This is a genomic window from Marivita sp. (assembly GCF_022763305.1).
In the GTDB taxonomy this organism is placed as follows: Bacteria; Pseudomonadota; Alphaproteobacteria; order Rhodobacterales; family Rhodobacteraceae; genus Marivita.
The window spans coordinates 34,297-50,283 of sequence record NZ_JALEGT010000102.1; the positions used below are offsets into that span (position 1 = coordinate 34,297).

At 63.6% G+C, this 15,987-nt stretch carries 15 protein-coding genes and 2 riboswitches; of the genes, 7 read left to right on the top strand and 8 right to left on the bottom strand.

Features of this window, described 5'->3' with window-relative positions; translation table 11 throughout:
* Positions 1-181 precede the first annotated feature (181 nt).
* Entirely contained in the window at positions 182-388 is a 207-nt protein-coding gene (locus tag MRY75_RS18235; RefSeq protein ID WP_292309432.1) for a cold-shock protein, read from the top strand.
* Between the two features lie 152 nt (positions 389-540).
* On the opposite strand, the gene MRY75_RS18240 is transcribed toward MRY75_RS18235, so the two are convergent.
* Positions 541-1,218, bottom strand: coding sequence for an arylesterase (locus MRY75_RS18240; RefSeq protein WP_292309433.1), 678 nt, complete (start codon positions 1,216-1,218; stop codon positions 541-543).
* An 18-nt stretch (positions 1,219-1,236) separates the two neighbouring features.
* On the opposite strand from MRY75_RS18240, the gene MRY75_RS18245 reads away from it, so the two are divergent.
* From MRY75_RS18245 to MRY75_RS18255, 3 genes are all read left to right on the top strand, one after another.
* Positions 1,237-1,929: an ABC transporter ATP-binding protein gene (locus MRY75_RS18245; protein ID WP_292309434.1), complete on the top strand. Its 693-nt coding sequence runs from the start codon at positions 1,237-1,239 to the stop codon at positions 1,927-1,929.
* Entirely contained in the window at positions 1,929-4,457 is a 2,529-nt protein-coding gene (locus tag MRY75_RS18250) for an FtsX-like permease family protein (RefSeq protein WP_292309435.1), read from the top strand. The genes MRY75_RS18245 and MRY75_RS18250 overlap by 1 nt, the downstream gene beginning before the upstream one ends.
* A 110-nt stretch (positions 4,458-4,567) precedes the next feature.
* Entirely contained in the window at positions 4,568-5,440 is an 873-nt protein-coding gene (locus MRY75_RS18255) for an inositol monophosphatase (RefSeq protein ID WP_292309436.1), read from the top strand.
* A 4-nt stretch (positions 5,441-5,444) separates the two neighbouring features.
* Here MRY75_RS18255 and MRY75_RS18260 read toward each other — a convergent pair whose 3' ends face one another.
* The 6 genes from MRY75_RS18260 to MRY75_RS18285 all read right to left on the bottom strand — a co-directional run bounded on the left by MRY75_RS18260 (position 5,445) and on the right by MRY75_RS18285 (position 11,626).
* Positions 5,445-6,086, bottom strand: coding sequence for an NAD(P)-dependent oxidoreductase (locus MRY75_RS18260; RefSeq protein WP_292309437.1), 642 nt, complete (start codon positions 6,084-6,086; stop codon positions 5,445-5,447).
* Positions 6,083-6,265 carry a hypothetical protein gene (locus MRY75_RS18265; protein ID WP_292309438.1) on the bottom strand — a complete coding sequence of 61 codons (183 nt, stop codon included), beginning with the start codon at positions 6,263-6,265 and terminating at the stop codon, positions 6,083-6,085. The genes MRY75_RS18260 and MRY75_RS18265 overlap by 4 nt, the downstream gene beginning before the upstream one ends.
* 126 nt (positions 6,266-6,391) lie before the next feature.
* Complete coding sequence (gene gcvP / locus MRY75_RS18270; RefSeq protein ID WP_292309439.1) at positions 6,392-9,235, bottom strand: aminomethyl-transferring glycine dehydrogenase; 2,844 nt, start codon at positions 9,233-9,235, stop codon at positions 6,392-6,394.
* A 133-nt stretch (positions 9,236-9,368) separates the two neighbouring features.
* A complete protein-coding gene (gene gcvH, locus MRY75_RS18275) occupies positions 9,369-9,728 on the bottom strand; it encodes a glycine cleavage system protein GcvH (protein ID WP_292309440.1) in 360 nt (119 codons plus the stop codon).
* Positions 9,729-9,747: 19 nt separating this feature from the next.
* A complete protein-coding gene (gene gcvT, locus MRY75_RS18280; protein WP_292309441.1) occupies positions 9,748-10,872 on the bottom strand; it encodes a glycine cleavage system aminomethyltransferase GcvT in 1,125 nt (374 codons plus the stop codon).
* A gap of 89 nt (positions 10,873-10,961) precedes the next feature.
* Positions 10,962-11,028: riboswitch (glycine riboswitch) on the bottom strand.
* A 3-nt stretch (positions 11,029-11,031) separates the two neighbouring features.
* Positions 11,032-11,118: riboswitch (glycine riboswitch) on the bottom strand.
* Between the two features lie 37 nt (positions 11,119-11,155).
* Positions 11,156-11,626 (bottom strand): Rrf2 family transcriptional regulator, encoded by a 471-nt coding sequence (locus MRY75_RS18285; protein ID WP_292309492.1) that lies wholly within the window; start codon positions 11,624-11,626, stop codon positions 11,156-11,158.
* 92 nt (positions 11,627-11,718) lie between these two features.
* Here MRY75_RS18285 and MRY75_RS18290 point away from each other — a divergent pair, with 92 nt between their 5' ends.
* Positions 11,719-12,282 (top strand): gamma-glutamylcyclotransferase family protein, encoded by a 564-nt coding sequence (locus MRY75_RS18290; protein ID WP_292309442.1) that lies wholly within the window; start codon positions 11,719-11,721, stop codon positions 12,280-12,282.
* The gene (locus tag MRY75_RS18295) at positions 12,282-13,529 is read left to right on the top strand and encodes a DUF2254 domain-containing protein (RefSeq protein WP_292309443.1); all 1,248 of its coding nucleotides are present in this window, start codon (positions 12,282-12,284) and stop codon (positions 13,527-13,529) included. Before MRY75_RS18290 ends, MRY75_RS18295 begins: the two co-directional genes overlap by 1 nt.
* Here the strand turns inward: MRY75_RS18295 and gltX are convergent.
* Positions 13,526-14,863, bottom strand: a complete 1,338-nt coding sequence (gene gltX, locus MRY75_RS18300) for a glutamate--tRNA ligase (protein ID WP_292309444.1) — start codon at positions 14,861-14,863, stop codon at positions 13,526-13,528. The two genes, MRY75_RS18295 and gltX, sit on opposite strands and share 4 nt — an antisense overlap.
* Positions 14,864-15,030: 167 nt before the next feature.
* Between gltX and MRY75_RS18305 the strand changes: the two genes are divergently transcribed.
* Entirely contained in the window at positions 15,031-15,957 is a 927-nt protein-coding gene (locus tag MRY75_RS18305) for an MBL fold metallo-hydrolase (protein ID WP_292309445.1), read from the top strand.
* Positions 15,958-15,987 lie beyond the last annotated feature (30 nt).

Below are 15,987 nucleotides of genomic sequence, written 5' to 3' on the forward strand. Positions count from 1 at the left end.
CACAGGAAAGAGACAGTTCGGCTTTTTTCTTGCGTCCTATTCGGAATCACCCGAAAACTTGCGATGCAAAGTTACCATTTTCGACCACTGCTCCGACCCGGCTCAGTTAAGCGAATGTGACTGACCGCGCCCGTCGTGCCGACTTGCCCGGCGGAAGACATGACAGACAGGAGTAGAACGGATGGCCACTGGCACCGTCAAATGGTTCAACACGACAAAAGGCTACGGCTTCATCGCGCCGGAAAGCGGCGGCAAGGATGTTTTTGTGCACATCTCCGCAGTGGAACGGTCCGGACTGACCGGCCTCGCGGACAATCAGAAAGTGACCTACGATCTTGAAGCAGGTCGCGATGGTCGCGAAGCAGCGGTGAACATCTCGCTCGCCTGACCGCGCCTATGGCCGGACGTCAGGTCCGGCCGCCGTCCTGACGCGCGCCAGTCAGCGCACAGGACGACTTTCACGCCCCAAGCGGGCGGCTCTGTGGCCGCCCGTCCCTGACTGGTCTGCGCCATCAAGACGGACAGCAGCCCCGTTCCTGATCATTCCGCAGACGCGCGCTCCACAAGCTTGGCCACTGCGGGGCCCATCGCCTCCACGATCAGATCGACACCCTCGGCATTGGGATGGATCCCGTCCATCTGCATCACGCTGCGCAGCTCCGCGGGTGTTTCACCAACGCTGTAGAGCCCTTCGAAAAATCTCGGAAAATAAAGTGCGTCATACGCATCGGCCAGTTCGGGATACATCGCGTCGAATTCCGCCTTGTACTCGGGGCCGTAATTTCCCGGCGCTTCCATACCGACGACGAGAACGTCCAGTTCCTTTTCCTTGGCGATCCTGAGGATGCCTTCGAGGTTCGCCCGAGACACAGCCGGGTCGATCCCCCGCAAAAGATCATTGCCTCCGAGCGCCACGATCAGCCCTTCCGTCGCCGGGGTCAGGGACCATTCGATCCGTGACAGGCCACCAGCGGTCGTATCACCGGACACACCGGCATTCACGAGGCGCACCTCAAGCCCTTGCGCGTCAAGCCATTCCCGCATTTGGGGCACAAAGCCCTCGTGATCCATCAGACCATAGCCAGCGGTCAAGCTGTCCCCCAGAGCAAGGATTTCGACGGGGTCCGCCTGCGCCGCCGTCACTGTGCACAGACACACAACGCCCACGCGCACCTTGCTCAGCACCCAGGTCGCCCCATATGTGAAAGAGTGAAACATAGCAAAGCTCCTTACCCGATGACCCAGCCCGTTCTCGATCTCAAAGATGTCACGCTCAGCCTCAGGGGCAATGCCGGAATGGTCGAGATCCTACATGGGATCAGCCTTTCCGTTCACAAGGGCGAGACCTTGGGCCTGATCGGTCCGTCGGGATCGGGCAAGTCTTCGCTCTTGATGGTGATGGGCGGGCTTGAGAATGCCACATCGGGCAGCGTCGTTGCGCTCGGGCAAGACCTAACCGCGATGGACGAGGACAAGATGGCCCGATTCCGCCGGGATCACATGGGTGTGGTGTTCCAGTCCTTCCACCTGATCCCGACAATGACGGCATTGGAAAACGTCGCCACCCCGCTCGAGCTTTCTGGCGCCAAGGATGCCTACGCCCGCGCCGAGGCCGAGCTTGAGGCTGTGGGCCTGGCCCATCGCGCCGATCACTATCCGGCGCAGATGTCAGGGGGCGAACAGCAGCGCGTCGCACTGGCCCGTGCATCGGTCACGCGGCCGGAGATCCTGCTGGCCGACGAACCCACCGGCAACCTTGATGGCGTGAACGGGCAGGCGATCATCGACCTGCTCTTCGGTCTGCGTGACCGTCACGGCGCTACGCTGGTTCTGGTCACGCACAGCCGTGAACTGGCTGCAAAATGCGACCGCGTGATCCGGCTGACCGATGGCCATATCGCGGACAACCAGTTGAAGGCGGCTGAGTAATGGCGCTTGGCACCGCTGCCCGTTTCGCCCGCCGGGAATTGCGCGGCGGCCTCAAGGGATTTCGCATCTTCCTGGCCTGTCTCGCACTTGGCGTGGCGGCAATCGCAGGCGTCGGCTCGGTACGCTCGGCCATCCAGTCCGGGCTGGAGGCGCAGGGGTCGATCCTGCTGGGCGGCGATGCCTCGGTGGAATTCACCTACCGCTTTGCCGAACCCGAAGAACGCGCTTACCTCGAAAGCATCTCGACCGGCATTTCCGAAATCACCGATTTCCGGTCGATGGTCGTCAAGGACCCCGATGGCGTCGCGGAACGCGCGCTCACGCAGGTCAAGTCTGTGGATGCCGCCTATCCGCTCACAGGCGCGGTTGTGCTGGACCCGGCGATGCCTTTGGCCGATGCCTTGGCCGGGAATGGCACGCAACCCGGCGCGGTCATGGCGCCCTTGCTGGCGGATCGGCTGGGCCTTGAACCGGGCGACAGTTTCCGTCTTGGCACACAGGATTTCACCCTATCGGCGATCCTTGTGACCGAACCCGACAGCTCCGCCTCGGGCTTTTCGCTTGGTCCTCGGACGATGGTCACGACCGAGGCGCTGCGCGATGCCGGGCTGTTGCAACCGGGAACTCTCTATGAAACCGAATACCGCCTGCTTCTGCCCGAGGGCAGCGATCTCGACGCGCTGGAAACTGCCACCGGGGCCGCCTTTCCCAGCAGTGGATTGCGCTGGCGCGACTCCCGCAACGGCGCGCCGGGTGTGGCGCGGTTCGTCGAACGACTGGGCGCGTTCCTGATTCTTGTCGGTCTGTCGGGCCTCGCCGTGGGCGGCATCGGCGTCTCTGCCGCCGTGCGCGCCTACCTTGCCCGCAAGACCAGCGTGATTGCCACGCTGCGCACGCTTGGTGCCACCCGCGCGACGATCTTTCAGACCTATTTCCTTCAGATCGGCGCACTCAGCCTGCTTGGCATCTGTATCGGTCTGGTCTTGGGCGCTCTCGTACCCATCCTCTTCGGCCCACTGATCAGCGCCTCGCTTCCGGTGCCTGCGATCTTCACCATTCACCCCGCCCCCCTGATCGAGGCCGCGCTTTACGGCATCCTGACCGCGCTTGTGTTCACCCTCTGGCCGCTCGCCCGAACCGAAGACATCCGCCCCGCGATGCTGTTCCGCGATGCGCTGGACGGCGGCAAGGCGCTGCCCGCGTGGCGCTATGTGATCGCAACGCTGGTGCTTTTGGGCCTGCTCGTCGGGGTCGCATCGCTGTTTTCCGGCAGCCCGTTCCTGACACTCTGGACGGCGGGTGGCCTGATCGGCGCGCTGATCGTACTGGTGCTGGCCGCCATCGCCATCCGCTGGATCGCCAAACGCTCGACCCGCGCGGTGCGCGGGCACCCGGTCTGGCGATGGGCTCTGGCCTCCATCGGCGGCCCGCGTGACGCGGCGGCCCCTGTCGTGCTGTCGCTGGGCCTTGGCCTGTCGGTGCTGGCCGCTGTCGGTCAGATCGACGGCAACCTGCGCACCGCCATTGACCGCGACCTGCCCGAGGTCGCCCCCGCCTATTTCTTTGTCGACATCCAGCCCGACCAGATCGACCAATATACCCAGATGCTGGAAAATGACCCCGTCGTCGCGCGCATCGACACAGCCCCCATGCTGCGCGGCGTGCTGACCCAGATCAACGGTCGCCCCGCGCGCGAGGTGGCGGGCGATCACTGGGTCGTCACCGGGGATCGGGGCATCACCTATGCCGTGCAACCCGACGCCAATACCCGCGTCGTGGCAGGCGAATGGTGGGCACCCGACCATGACGGCCCGGCCGAAGTCAGCTTTGCCATCGAAGAGGCCGAGGAAATGGGCCTCTCGCTGGGCGACACGCTGACCGTCAACGTATTGGGCCGGGACATCACCGCGACAATCACCAGCTTCCGCGACGTGGATTTCTCGACCGCCGGGATGGGATTCGTCATGACCCTCACCCCCAATGCCCTGCGCGGCGCGCCGCACACGTTCATTTCCACCGTCTACGCTCCGGCAGAAGACGAGGCCCGCATCCTGCGAGAGTTGGCCACTGCCTTTCCGAACATCACCGCCATCAGCGTCCGTGACGCCATCGACCGGGTGAGTGTGCTGCTCGAAGGCATCGGGGCTGCCGTCCGCTGGGGCGCTGCGGCCACCCTGCTCACCGGCTTCCTCGTCCTGATCGGCGCGGCAGCCGCAGGTGAAAGCGCGCGGACCTACGAGGCGGCAGTGCTCAAGACGCTGGGCGCAAGCCGCGCCCGCATTCTGCAGAGCTTTGCCCTGCGGTCTGCTTTGCTTGGAGGCGGGGCCGGACTTGTGGCCTTGGGCGCAGGGATCCTCGGCAGTTGGGCGGTGACGACCTTCATCATGGACAGCAGCTTTGCCGTGGTCTGGCCCTCTGCCTTCGGCGTTGTGGTCGGCGGAATTCTGGCAACGCTCCTTGCAGGCCTGATCTTCGCATGGCGACCACTGGCCGCCCGCCCGGCCCAGGTGCTGCGGGCCCGAGAGTAATCGGCGTGACTTGGGCCGAAAGGCCCAATGAACGGCAATATACCACCTTGCCCCCCGGCCAATCCCTTGGCATGCCCCCAACAACGCACCGCAAGAAATCGAGTCGCCCCATGTCCGACAGCCTTCCTATGACGATCCCGGCACCGCTCACCCCGGCGCAGCGCACCCAGATCATCAACCTCGTCCGCCGTACCGCCCGAGCTGAGATCCTGCCGCGCTTTCGCACGCTGGGCACCGGTGACATCGACCAGAAATCCGGTCCGATGGATGTGGTGACGGCAGCGGACCGCGAGGCTGAAAAGATGATCGTGCGGGGCTTGCTTGCGATGTTCCCGAACGCGCATATCGTTGGCGAGGAAACGGTGACCGACGAAAAGGTTGCGGCGCTGGCCGAGGCCGAGATGGGCTTCACCATCGACCCGGTGGATGGCACCTGGAACTTTGCGCATGGTCTGGCCACCTTCGGCGTGATCCTGTCGATGACGCGCTTCGGCGTGCCCGTTTTCGGCCTGATCTATGACCCCATCACCGATGAAGTCCTGATCGCCGACGAAACCGGCCCGGCTCAGGTGATCGCGCCGCGCCGCCCGGCACGGACAGTGTCGGTGTCAAAGGGCGGTCCGGTGGAGAACCTGAGCGGCTTTGCGTCGGTCTACAACGTGCCGGACGCCAAACGGGCCGATCTGATCGGGCTGATGACCCGCTTTCAGCGCCTCTACATGCTGCGCTGTGCGGCGCATGAGTTCCGCATGGTCGCGTTGGGGCATGTGGACTTCGTGCTGTGCTCGAACCTTACCCCGTGGGATCACGCCGCAGGGGCCCTGATCGTTCAGCGCGCCGGTGGTCATGTCGCCTGTCTGGATGGGTCCGAGTACCGCGCACAGATGCGCGACGGTTACCTGCTTTGCGCGTCAGACGCCGCCACATGGGGCCGGGTGCGCGATGCGATGTCGTTCCTGCTGGACGAGCCGGCGCAGGACTGACCAACTACCGCGACAGTACCACATCGGCGCAAATGTCTCGGCCCTCTTCGACCGCGTCCAAGAGATAATGCGCCACGCTGGCCCGCGAGATGAGCCCGTTGCGCCACGTTTCGGGGTCCCGAAGCACGCGGTAATCTTCGGACCGTGCCCCCTTGGTCAGGATCACCGGCCGAACAATCGTCCACTCCAGCGATGAGGCCTCAATCAGGGCCTCCTGTCGGTCCTTGTCGGCGTAAGGCTTGCCCAGAATCGCGCGATGACCGGTCTTTTCGACCCAACTCATCGCCGTCTTGCTCCGCCCCGCGCCAAAACCCGTCACGACCACAAGGCGTGACACACCTGCCGCGCTCATGGCGTCGATCAAAACGCGCGTGGTTTCTGAAAACAGCGTTTCCTCTTCCCAGAGCATGGCCAGTCGCTCGGTGATACCCAGCGCATAGATCACGGCCCGCGTCCCTTCCAGGGCGCGTGCCACATCTTCGGGCGCGGTGGCATCCCCCTTGAACGGCTCGACAAACTCGGTGGCAGTCAGGCTGTCGGCGCTGCGGGCCATGGCGCGCACAGAGAGCCCTCGGCGCACCGCTTCATCCAGAGCGCAACGCCCGATGCCCGAGGTCGCGCCCATGATCAGGATCGGTTGGGTCAATTCTGCAAATCCTCGAAATGCGCCGTATACCGGCGGTGCTGCGCCCGGTCATGCTTGAGCGCCAGATCGCCGCGATAGGCCGCAACGGTCACAACCGGGATCGCCGTCTGTTCATCGGCGTGGGTTTTATTGCCACGTCCCCGCCACCAGTGCCTGAGTTCTCGCAATAGATGTCTCATGTTCGGGAAACGTAGCGCGGCAGGACAGGTTGCAACGCCCGACGCAGTTTTTTCGCTGGGTCGCCCGGATGCGCAAAGGCCGGGCATGACGCCCGGCCCTGCATCCTTTGGTGAGAACAATGGCGTTCATTCCGCCGCTTCGGCGTAATCCTCCATCGGCGGGCAGGTGCAGACCAGATGGCGGTCGCCATAGGCATTGTCGACCCGGTTGACCGGCGGCCAATATTTATCCACCCGGAAGGCGCCCGGCGGAAAACAGCCCTGTTCGCGGGTGTAGGGCCGATCCCAGTCCCGCACGAGGTCCTCCATTGTGTGTGGCGCAAGCTTGAGCGGATTGACCTCGCGGTCGATCTTGCCCTCCTCGATGGCGCGGATTTCCTCGCGGATCGCCAGCATCGCATCGCAGAACCGGTCCAGCTCTGCCTTGGTCTCCGACTCCGTCGGTTCGACCATCAGCGTACCCGCCACCGGCCAGCTCATCGTCGGCGCGTGGAACCCGGCGTCGATCAAACGCTTCGCGATGTCCTCGACCGTGACACCGGCCGATTTCTCGAACGGCCGCACGTCGAGGATGCACTCATGCGCCACACGCCCTTTTTCGCCGCGATAGAGCACGTCGAACGCCCCTTCGAGTCGCGTCGCGATGTAGTTCGCGTTCAGGATCGCCACGCGTGTCGCCTGTGTCAGCCCCTCGCCTCCCATCATCAGACAATAGGCCCAGGAGATCGGCAGCAGTGACGGCGACCCGAACGGAGCCGCACTGACCGCGCCCTCGCCCGAGACCGGATGCCCCGGCAGATGCGGGATCAGATGCGCCTTGACGCCAATCGGCCCCATGCCCGGCCCGCCGCCGCCATGCGGGATGCAGAAGGTCTTGTGCAGGTTGAGGTGGCTCACATCGCCGCCCAGATCGCCGGGCCGCGACAGACCCACCATCGCGTTCATATTGGCCCCGTCGATATAGACCTGCCCGCCATGCTGATGCGTGATCGCGCAGACATCCTTGACTGTGCCTTCGAACACACCGTGGGTCGACGGGTAGGTGATCATCGTCCCGGCAAGGTTCTCGGAATGCTGCTCGGCCTTGGCGCGGAAATCCTCAAGGTCGATGGAGCCGTTGTCGTCGCACTTCACCGGCACCACTTTCCAGCCCACCATCTGCGCCGAGGCCGGATTGGTGCCATGCGCGTTGACCGGGATCAGGCAGATATTGCGATGCCCCTGCCCATTGGCCCGGTGATAGCCCGCAATCGCCAGAAGCCCCGCATATTCGCCCTGCGCGCCGGAATTGGGCTGCATCGAGATCGCGTCATACCCCGTGATCGTGCACAGCTTCGCGTTCAGGTCGCCGATCAGAGTGTGATAGCCGCGCACCTGATCGTCGGGCACATAGGGGTGAATGTCCGCAAATTCGCGCCAGCTCACCGGCATCATTTCCGCAGCCGAGTTCAGCTTCATCGTGCACGAGCCAAGCGGGATCATCGCACGGTCCAGCGCAAGGTCCCGATCCGCCAGACGGCGCATGTAGCGCATCATCTCGGTCTCTGCCCGGTTCATGTGGAACACGTCGTGCTGTAGATACTCGGACGTACGGATCAACGCATCCGGCAGACGGTATTCCGGAGTGAGGTCATCGTCCGACTTGACCAGCCCAAAGGCCCGCCACACGGCTTCGATGGTGGCCGGGCGCGACTTCTCGTCCAGCGTGATGCCCACCTTGGTCTTGCCCACCGCCCGCAGGTTCAGCCCTTCGCGCACCGCCGCCTGCAACACGCCGCGCTGCAAAAGCCCCACATCGACAGTGATCGTGTCGAAGAACGCCTTGGGCTCCACCTTGAAGCCTGCCGCTTCCAGCCCCTTGGCCAGTCGCACCGTCTTGCGATGAATGCGCTGCGCAATCGCGCGCAGCCCTTTCGGCCCGTGGAAGACCGCATAGAAGCCCGCCATCACCGCCAGAAGCGCCTGCGCCGTGCAGACATTCGACGTCGCCTTTTCCCGACGGATGTGCTGCTCGCGCGTCTGCAGCGCGAGGCGGTAGGCCTTGTTTCCGTGGCTGTCGATGGAGATCCCCACGATCCGCCCCGGCATCGCGCGCTTGTAGTCGTCCTTGGTCGCCATATAGGCGGCATGCGGGCCACCATAACCCAGCGGCATCCCGAAACGCTGGGTCGATCCCACAGCAATGTCCGCCCCCATTGCACCCGGCTCTTTCAACAGGCACAGCGCCATCGGATCGGCAGACATGATCGCAATCGCCTTGGCCTCATGCAGCCGCGCGATGTCATCGGTGAAATCGCGCAGATGGCCATAGGTGCCCGGATACTGGAAGATCGCGCCAAACACCGCCTCGGGGTCCATCCCGGCAACATCGCCGACAATGATCTCGATCCCCAACGGCTCGGCACGGGTTTTCATGACCGAAATGTTCTGCGGATGGCAGTTCTCATCCACAAAGAACGCCTTGGCCTTCGATTTCGCCACCCGCTGCGCCATCGTCATCGCCTCGGCACAGGCCGTCGCTTCATCGAGCAGCGACGCGTTGGCGATCTCCAGCCCGGTCAGGTCGCTGACCATGGTCTGGTAGTTCAGCAATGCCTCAAGCCGCCCTTGGCTGATCTCTGGCTGATAGGGCGTGTAGGCGGTGTACCATGCCGGGTTCTCGAAGATGTTGCGCTGGATCGCGGGCGGCGTGACCGTGCCGTGATACCCCATCCCGATAAGCGAGGTCAGAACCTCGTTCTGCGACGCGGTTTCCCGCATGTGGTAAAGCAGTTCCCGTTCGGACAGCGCCTTGCCGAAATCCAAAGGCGCGGCTTGACGGATGCTCTCCGGCACGGTCTGCGCGATCAGATCGTCAAGCTTGGACACACCGACCGTGGCCAGCATCTCGGCCATTTCGGCAGGCGACGGACCGATATGGCGCCGGTTGGCGAAATCATACGGCAGATAGTCGATGGCATCATAACCCATGTCGGTCTCCTTGCGGTTGGGAACGGCGCGCCGTCCCCTGCTTCTTCTCTTCAAAAATACGCCACGCGACGGGGCCACCGGGCACGCCGTCGGGCAAGGGTCGGGCAGACCAAGTGTGGCCTGCCCCGCCGGATCAGCCGATGTATTTCTTGTACGCGGCTTCATCCATCATGTCGTCCAGAGCCGACATGTCTTCGATCTTCATCTTGAAGAACCAAGCCTCACCCTCGGGGTCTTCGTTGACCTTGCCTGGCTCATCGACCAGCACCTCGTTCACTTCGGTGATCTCGCCATCGAGCGGCGCGAGGATGTCCGACGCCGCCTTGACCGACTCGATCACCACGATCTCGTCATCCTTGCTGACGGTCTGCCCCTCTTCCGGCAGTTCGATGAACACCACATCGCCCAACTGCTCGGCCGCATGTGCGGTGATCCCCACGACCACTTCGTCGCCCTCGACGCGCAGCCACTCATGTTCTTCAGTGAATTTCATAAGGTCCCTCTTGGAGTGATTATCGTTTGAAGCCTGACGCCACGAAGGGCAGTTTGGCAACAGAAACAGGAAGCCGCTTGCCGCGAACCTCGCCAAAAAGTGTGGTCTGCTCGCCAGCGTGGGCGGTCTCGACATACCCCATCGCGACCGGGGCGCCGACGGTGGGGCCAAATCCACCAGACGTCACGGCTCCGACGGGAGCCGCAGACTCGGCGCTGGCGAACAGCAGCGTGCCTTCGCGCATCGGCGCGCGGCCTTCAGGCAGAAGGCCAACGCGTTGGCGCGCCGCGCCGCCCGTGATCTCGGACAGGATACGCGCGGCTCCGGGGAATCCGCCTTCGCGGTCGCCCCCGGCGCGTCGGACCTTCTGGATGCCCCAGGTCAACCCGCCTTCGACTGGCGATGTGGTCGCGTCGATGTCATGACCATAAAGGCACAGCCCCGCCTCGAGCCGCAGCGAATCCCGGGCGCCAAGCCCGATGGCCTCCACATCCTCGTGCGCCAGCAACGCCTGCGCCACACCCGTGGCGGCGGCCACGGGGACGGATATCTCATATCCGTCCTCGCCGGTGTAGCCGGACCGAGAGACCCAGCATTCCGCACCGGCGATCGGCACGGTCGCCACGTCCATGAACCGCATGTCCGCCACCATCGGGTGATGCTCGGCCAGCACTGCTTCCGCCTTGGGCCCCTGCAATGCCAGCAGCGCCCGGTTTTCCAACAGCTTGACCGTCACATCCGGTTCCAATGCCGCGCGCATCCGGGCGACATCGGCGTCCTTGCAGGCAGCGTTGACCACAACAAACAGGTGATCGCCGCGATTGGCGAACATCAGATCGTCTTCGATCCCGCCTGCGTCATTGGTGAAGAACCCATAGCGCTGGCGGTCTTCGCCCAGACCCAGCACATCCTGCGGGATCAGCCGCTCCAACGCGGCTTTGGCCACCTCCGGGTCTTCGGACCGCAGGATGACCTGCCCCATATGGCTGACATCGAACAGCCCCGCCGCCGCGCGGCAGTGCAGGTGCTCTTTCATCACGCCAAGGCTGTATTGCACCGGCATCTCGTAGCCCGCGAAGGGCACCATCTTGGCGCCAAGGCCGACATGCAGATCGTATAGCGGTGTGCGTTTCAAGTCGCTCACGCGGCATCCCTCTGTCTGTGACCGGATGCAAGAGTAAGCGGCAACCGGCATATTCCACACCGCGCCTTTGCGCGGATGTCCTATGCCCCCTCTGTCCTTTCGCCTGAGATCGTTATCCCTTCGGCGTTCCGGGTCAGGCCCGAAATCTCTCCAGAGTCTATGTCCGCGACGGTCCTTCGGCCTGAGAGTTTCCGGGGGCGGTTGCTCCTTCGGCACCGGTCGAACCGGTTCTCCCATCGTGGATGTATGCTGTGGTAGACCGTTTTCCGAACGGCCTCAAGTGTCAAACTGCAAGCGCGGCCTCCCGGGCCGCGCAGGCGCGCTCCGGGTTCAGAATGTCCAGCAGATCGGCATTGGTGCAGACCAGCGCATCCAGCGTGATCGGATCCAGCGACTGGTAGAACGCCTCAACGGCATCCGTCAGCGCCGTGCGCAGAAGACAGGCTTCGGTCAGGGGGCAGGTGTTGTCGACATCGGCAAAACACTCTGCCAGGGGCACGGGGGCCTCCAGCACGCGAAACACGTCCCCGATCCGGATCTGGTCGGCAGGGCGTCCAAGTTCCAACCCGCCATTCCGGCCGCGCTGCGTGTGCAGGAACCCCAGCTGCGCCAGTTGGTTGATCACCTGAGCAAGGTGGTTTTCCGATGCGTTGCAGCGGTCCGCGATTTCCGATTTGGTCACGAGCCGCCCGGTATTCGCCGCACAGAACATGAGGACACGCATCGCGATGTTGGTTCGTTTGGTGACACGCAAGGCAGTCATCCTTTCAGGTCGGTTGGCCAAACCTACCGGTTCGTGCAAAGTTGTCTTTGATATACATCAACCCTTCTTGAGCAGATACCCCTGTGAAGCACCCCCATTTTTTCGGCTACGGATCGCTGGTCAACCGCAACACGCACAGTTTCACACCGATCCACGCCTCGCAGATCACCGGCTGGCGGCGGGTCTGGCGGCGCGCGCCGAACCGGCCTGCCGCGTTCCTGTCGGTGATTGCCGAACCGGGGGCGTTGATCGACGGTGTGATCGCGCCGGTGCCCAATGACGATTGGGTGGCGCTGGATGCGCGCGAGTTTTCCTATTCCCGGATCGCCGTGACCGAGTCCGTCACCCATCCGGCGCAGGATGTCCGGGATATATCCATCTACGCGATTCCACCGGACGACGCCGCCCCGCCGGACAAGGATCATCCGATCCTGCTCAGCTATGTCGATGCCGTCCTTCAGGGCTATCTGCGCGAGTTTGGCGAGTCTGGGGCCGAGCGGTTCTGCGCCACAACGGACGGCTGGGACACACCGGTGCGCAATGACCGCGACGATCCGGTCTATCCGCGCGCACAAGTGCTTACGCCGGCCGAAAAAGGCTTTGTCGATGACATGTTGCTGACGATGCGCGCCAAGGTGTTTGCCTGATGCGGGAACGACTTTGGCTCTGGCTCAAGCGACTCTGGCGGCGTCCCGGCATCAGGATTTCCGCCTTCGGCAGCGCGGCGCTGCTGGTGGCTCTGATCGCGCCGCTGCTCGACCAGTCTCTGCCGGAGTCGCTGGTCGACCGTTTCTCGCGGGACGCGGTGCTGCCGATCCTGAACATCCTCGCGTCGTCCATGCTTGCGGTGACCACCTTTTCACTGGGGATCATGGTTCAGGCCTTCCGGTCCGCCGCGGGACAGGCCACCCCAAGGGTTTACCGTCTGCTGATGCAGGACATGACCACGCTCAACGTGATGTCCGTCTTTGTCGGGGCCTTCCTGTTTTCACTCGCCTCAATCGTGCTGTTCCGTGCCGGGTTCTACGGCGACTCGGCGGCGGTGATCGTGTTCGGCATGACGATGATCTGCATCCTAATGATCGTCGTCGCGATCCTGCGCTGGATCGCCCATCTCAGCCAGCTCGGCAGCCTGCACCACACGCTGACGCTGGTCGAAAACGCGGCGACGCAACCGCTCAAACAGCTTGTAAAGACGCCCAATCTGGGCGCGCGCGCCGCCAGCGATGCACCCCGCGCTCCGGACGGGTCCGAGGCGCTGCGCTCGCCACGGTCGGGCTATGTTCAGTTCATCAGCCTTGCCGAACTGAACACCCAGCTCGAAGAACAGGACGCCACGCTCTGGGTCTATACCCCGCCCGGCAGTTGGGTGCTCAAGGATACGCCGCTCGCCTATGTCGAGGGTGCAAGCGATCTGGACGCGCTTCTCGAGAACTTCACCTTGGGAGATGAGCGCACCGTCGAACAGGACGCGCGCTTCGGCCTTGTGATCCTTGCCGAGGTGGCTAGCCGCGCCCTGTCACCCGGCGTGAACGATCCCGGCACCGCGATCGACGTGATCCACCGGATCGAACGCATCCTTTGGCAATTCGGGCAGGGGATGAGCGATACGGAGCGCACGCGCGACCCTGATTTCGAGCGCGTGATCCTGGGCACTGTTTCGGCAGATGACCTGTTGCATGACGGCTATGCCAGCCTGATGCAGGATGGCGGAGACCGGTTCGACGTGATGGCTCAGATGCTGAAAGCGGCCAACCGCCTGAGCAAGAGCGATTGGCCGGAACTGGCCAAATCCGCACAGCAGACCCGCGAGTCGGCGCTTGGCATCATTGACCGCCGGATCGACGATCCCGACGCGGTCAAGGCACTGCATCAGAAGGCGAAGGAAACCTAGCCTTTCGCCAGTTTGCGGGCCGGGATGGTCTGCAACAGCGGCAGCAGGTCCGCCATTTCCGGCCCCCGCTCCTGCCCGGTCAGCGCCTTTCGCAGCGGCATGAACAGACCCTTGCCCTTGCGCCCCGTCGCCTCCTTGACCGCGTTGGTCCAGTTCCCCCACGCATCCGGACCCAGCGGGCCTTCGGGCAGAAGCGCCATCGCTTCGGCAATGAACGCGGCATCCTCGTCCGCAACAAGCGGATCGGCACCGTTTGCACACAAGTCCCACCATTTGGCGATGTCGCGCCGCGTGGTGATGTTCTCGCGCGCCACAGTCCAGAACGCCTCGGCCTTGTCCGCAGGCACACCCAGCGCATCCAGATCGGCTTTGACAGCGGTCACGTCCAAAGCGTGCAGCTTGCGCGCAGTCAGCGGAAACAGGTCTTCGTGATCGAACTTGGTCGGGGCCGCGCCGAACTGGCTCAGATCGAAACCTTCCGCGATCTCTTCCAGCGACATCCGCAATTCCACCGGCTGCGACGACCCGAGCCGCGCCATCAGGCTGAGCAGCGCCTCGGGCTCCACGCCCTGTTCGCGCAGATCACGCAGCGCCAGCGTGCCAAGACGCTTGGACAGAGACTCGCCCTGCGGGCCGGTCAGCAGCGAATGGTGGGCAAAGGACGGCACAGTCCCGCCCAGCGCACGGATGATCTGGATCTGCGTCGCGGTGTTCGTCACGTGGTCCGACCCGCGCACCACATGGGTCACACCCATTTCGGTGTCATCCACCACAGAGGCCAGCGTATAGAGGATCTGCTTGTCCGCCCGGATCAGCACCGGATCACTGACGCTGGCAGCATCGATCGAGATGTCGCCAAGAATACCATCGGTCCACTCGATGCGCTCCTGATCCAGCTTGAACCGCCAGACGCCATCGCCCCGCTCGGCGCGCAGCTTTTCCTTGTCCTCGTCCGACAGCGCCAGAGCCGCGCGATCATAGACCGGCGGCTTGCCCATGTTGAGCTGCTTCTTGCGCTTCAGGTCCAGCTCGGTCGGCGTTTCGAACGCCTCGTAGAACCGTCCCATCTCGCGCAGCGTGTCAGCCGCGTCGTGATACCGATCCAACCGCTCCGACTGCCGCTCCACACGGTCCCATGTCAGGCCCAGCCACTCCAGATCGTACTTCAGCGCATCGACATATTCTTCCTTCGACCGCTCCGGATCGGTGTCGTCGATCCGCAGAATGAACGTGCCGCCCGACTTGCGGGCGATCAGGTGGTTGAACAAGGCGGTGCGCAGGTTGCCGACATGGATGTAACCGGTGGGCGACGGCGCGAAACGGGTGGTTGTCATGGACTGTGTCTCCTGTTGCCCGCGCTGTCTCACAAAGGGATGCTTTTGTCCAGAAAGCCCCGCACCAATGCTCTGCACCATTGCACAGTCACGAAGGCGTGAATGCACAAGCTTTGGTCAAATTTGCCGCTAAACTCTTCTTCATTCCAATCAGGGGAGCGATCATTATGTCTGAATATTCCATGTCACGCCGCAGCCTGCTTGCCGGGGCAGCCGCCCTTCCGATGGCGGCCGGTCTTGGCATCAGCAAGGCGAGCGCCGCTGGTCACATGCAGGGCCCGCAAATCCCGCGCGTGAACCGCTATGGCGTCGGTGATTTCGAAGTCACAACCATGCTCGTCGGCAGCCGCACGGTCGAAGAACCGCAGACCATCTTCGGCATGAACGTGAGCGCCGAGGAATTCGCCGCCGCCTCCGCCGAGGCACGCATCCCGGTTGACAAGGCGCAGTTCTTCTTCACGCCGACACTGGTAAACACCGGGTCCGAACTGATCCTCTTCGATACCGGCCTCAACGGGGCCGCCACCGCGCAGGCGGTCGAGATGGCGGGCTATTCCGCCGACGCCGTGACCCATGTGGTTCTGACCCACATGCATGGCGACCATATCGGCGGCTTAATGACCGATGGCGCCGAGACCTTCTCCAACGCCGCCTACATCACGGGTCAGGCGGAATTCGACCACTGGTCCGGCACCGACAATGAAGGCTTTGCCAACAACGTGAAACCGCTGGCCGAGAAGATGTCATTCCTTGGCGATGGCGACAGCGTGACCTCGGGCATCACGGCCATGGCGGCGTTCGGGCACACACCGGGTCACATGACCTACATGCTCGACAGCAACGACCAGCAGCTTCTGATCCTCGCGGACCTGACCAACCACTATGTCTGGTCGCTGGCGCATCCCGATTGGGAAGTCCGCTTCGACATGGACAAGGCCGCTGCCGCTGCATCACGCCGGAACGTGCTGGGGATGCTGGCCACCGATGCCGTGCCGTTCATCGGCTACCACATGCCCTTCCCGGGTGTGGGCTATGTCGAGACCCGCGGCGATGGCTTCCACTACGTGCCGCACAGCTACCAGCTTCTGCTCTGATCCTGGCTTGACGCGGTCGCCCAGCGCGGT

Excerpts from the sequence above, each read along its gene's own strand:
- MRY75_RS18235 (WP_292309432.1), top strand. The coding sequence starts at position 182 with ATGGCCACTGGCACCGTCAAATGGTTCAACACGACAAAAGGCTACGGC.
- MRY75_RS18240 (WP_292309433.1), bottom strand. The coding sequence starts at position 1,218 with ATGTTTCACTCTTTCACATATGGGGCGACCTGGGTGCTGAGCAAGGTG.
- MRY75_RS18245 (WP_292309434.1), top strand. The coding sequence starts at position 1,237 with ATGACCCAGCCCGTTCTCGATCTCAAAGATGTCACGCTCAGCCTCAGG.
- MRY75_RS18250 (WP_292309435.1), top strand. The coding sequence starts at position 1,929 with ATGGCGCTTGGCACCGCTGCCCGTTTCGCCCGCCGGGAATTGCGCGGC.
- MRY75_RS18255 (WP_292309436.1), top strand. The coding sequence starts at position 4,568 with ATGTCCGACAGCCTTCCTATGACGATCCCGGCACCGCTCACCCCGGCG.
- MRY75_RS18265 (WP_292309438.1), bottom strand. The coding sequence starts at position 6,265 with ATGAGACATCTATTGCGAGAACTCAGGCACTGGTGGCGGGGACGTGGC.
- gcvP (WP_292309439.1), bottom strand. The coding sequence starts at position 9,235 with ATGGGTTATGATGCCATCGACTATCTGCCGTATGATTTCGCCAACCGG.
- gcvH (WP_292309440.1), bottom strand. The coding sequence starts at position 9,728 with ATGAAATTCACTGAAGAACATGAGTGGCTGCGCGTCGAGGGCGACGAA.
- MRY75_RS18295 (WP_292309443.1), top strand. The coding sequence starts at position 12,282 with ATGCGGGAACGACTTTGGCTCTGGCTCAAGCGACTCTGGCGGCGTCCC.
- gltX (WP_292309444.1), bottom strand. The coding sequence starts at position 14,863 with ATGACAACCACCCGTTTCGCGCCGTCGCCCACCGGTTACATCCATGTC.
- MRY75_RS18305 (WP_292309445.1), top strand. The coding sequence starts at position 15,031 with ATGTCTGAATATTCCATGTCACGCCGCAGCCTGCTTGCCGGGGCAGCC.